Source organism: Marinospirillum sp. (genome assembly GCF_014859565.1).
Map to the genome: position 1 here is coordinate 1 of NZ_JACUUA010000422.1, position 1727 is coordinate 1727.

Annotated in this window: 3 protein-coding genes; all 3 read right to left on the bottom strand. The window is 50.4% G+C overall.

Going from position 1 to position 1727, the window contains the following annotated elements; genetic code table 11:
• Positions 1–18: 18 nt before the first annotated feature.
• Positions 19–222, bottom strand: a complete 204-nt coding sequence (locus IBX50_RS20425) for a hypothetical protein (RefSeq protein WP_292258247.1) — start codon at positions 220–222, stop codon at positions 19–21.
• 130 nt (positions 223–352) lie between these two features.
• The gene (locus IBX50_RS20430; RefSeq protein WP_292258249.1) at positions 353–949 is read right to left on the bottom strand and encodes a hypothetical protein; all 597 of its coding nucleotides are present in this window, start codon (positions 947–949) and stop codon (positions 353–355) included.
• Positions 946–1575: a hypothetical protein gene (locus tag IBX50_RS20435; RefSeq protein ID WP_292258251.1), complete on the bottom strand. Its 630-nt coding sequence runs from the start codon at positions 1573–1575 to the stop codon at positions 946–948. The genes IBX50_RS20430 and IBX50_RS20435 overlap by 4 nt, the downstream gene beginning before the upstream one ends.
• Positions 1576–1727 lie beyond the last annotated feature (152 nt).

A 1727-nucleotide genomic window follows, 5' to 3' on the forward strand; every position in this document is an offset into this window, starting at 1 on the left:
TTCCATCGGGTATTACACTCATAGCAGACCCAGCCTTTGCGCTTGATAATAGTCAATACTGTAACGGTTGCGCGGCTTGCCGCTGACAAACTGGTCACGGATTATCAGTGAGCTGAACCGGCGCAACCGGCAGGGTGCCTTGTGCACACACGTCACCAGTGTTTCCTTGATCTTAAATTCGGCACTTCCAGGGTCAAATTCCACCGCAAAAAACTCTTTCATTGGTTGATCCTTCGGCTTGTGATTAACCGCTCCAATCATGTAAACCTATAATACTTAAAACCGGCACGGTGGACGGTTGTTTTTAATAACAGGTAGCTCGGTCGGACGCAAAGCACCGCTGAGCGTTTTGTTATTTGTAAAGTATCTCACACATCATGCTCCAGCACTTACGCGGATCTTCTTCATAAGCCGCCTCCAGATCATCCCAGCGTCTTACCAGTGCTGCCCATTGCTCTGATAATCCAGCCATTTCTGTGATACGCGCTCGAAATTCCGGTACGACTTTCAGGAGTTTGTGGCAGCGTCCAAAGTCGCTACTATCAGCTGGGTGGTAGAGCGGATAGGTTGAGTCAGATCCGGTTAATGTGGCGGCAATAGCCCTTGATGACGCGCCCACATCACCACTGATAAACCACTCTGCCAAGCGCTTATAGGTGTCCGGCTTGGCCTGCCGCATCCAGGCTATACGTGCTGCCTTTACCGCTTTCTCGACCTTCTGGTTGCAATCGTCCTGAGTCATAAGATTGCGCTCTACATTTGGCAGGCTGGCTGCCCACTGGCGATAATGCTCATGGTCTTCAAAGTGGATTGATACGCTGCAAATTGATCCCGCCGCAGGATTGCTGATACCAATAACGGTCCAGTCATGCTCTATCGCAGGATTAGATAGAGTTTGAACTACGGTGCCTGAATCGCGCTTCATGTGTATTGTAATATCACTGATCATTCTGATTTCTCCGTGCTGAATACTGTCCAGCGGCATTCGCTGAACTTGCTATCACAATTCCAGCCATGTGAGCATAACTTGCTGATGGCAGCTGTACGACCATCAGCACTATCGACAACAATCTCCAGCCTTGCACCGACCGGCCTGATACTGTCTGCTGCGAGTAGATCAAGGTCGGACTGCTTCACAAAAACACCGTGGAGCATCATGCCCTTGCGCTCCTTGATTTCATTCCATGCCACTTCAATGCACTGCTCCAGTGACCAGGTTTGCTCCTGGGCGATTTTATCCAGCTGATGCAGCATTCCTGCCGCCCGGTGAGCAATATCCTCATGGGTGCCTGAAGAAACCGCTTCAAAAAGGCTGTTCATTGTGGCCTGCGGGTGTTCTTTTGGCAGATCAACGGTGTCGCTCAGGGTTCCAAGTTGGCGTCCGCAAAGCTCGGTCAGCAGGATCAGCGTCACCACTGTATCCCCGATAGCATCCTGATTGCGGTCACGATCCCACTCTGCCCATTCTTCAAGCGTTTTTCTGAACTGCCCTGCAATCGTTGCCTGGGCATTTTCTCCGATAATGTTACGGTCAGTAGCCCAGCGTAAAATATCGGTTTCGCGGTGAATAATCATTTATTTTTCCTGTGTTTTTCCAGTTGGATTAAATGGGCAGGATCAGCCTGCCCGATTTGACTCAAAACGGTATTTCGTCATCTATGCTTTCCCAACCCCCAGCAGCTGGCGCTTGGCCTGCTGGTGCTACTGGGGGTTGGGAAAATTTGCAT

What these genes read in the sequence shown, in the direction of transcription:
- IBX50_RS20435 (WP_292258251.1), bottom strand. Translation starts at nt 1,575, where the DNA reads ATGATTATTCACCGCGAAACCGATATTTTACGCTGGGCTACTGACCGT.
- IBX50_RS20425 (WP_292258247.1), bottom strand. Translation starts at nt 222, where the DNA reads ATGAAAGAGTTTTTTGCGGTGGAATTTGACCCTGGAAGTGCCGAATTT.
- IBX50_RS20430 (WP_292258249.1), bottom strand. Translation starts at nt 949, where the DNA reads ATGATCAGTGATATTACAATACACATGAAGCGCGATTCAGGCACCGTA.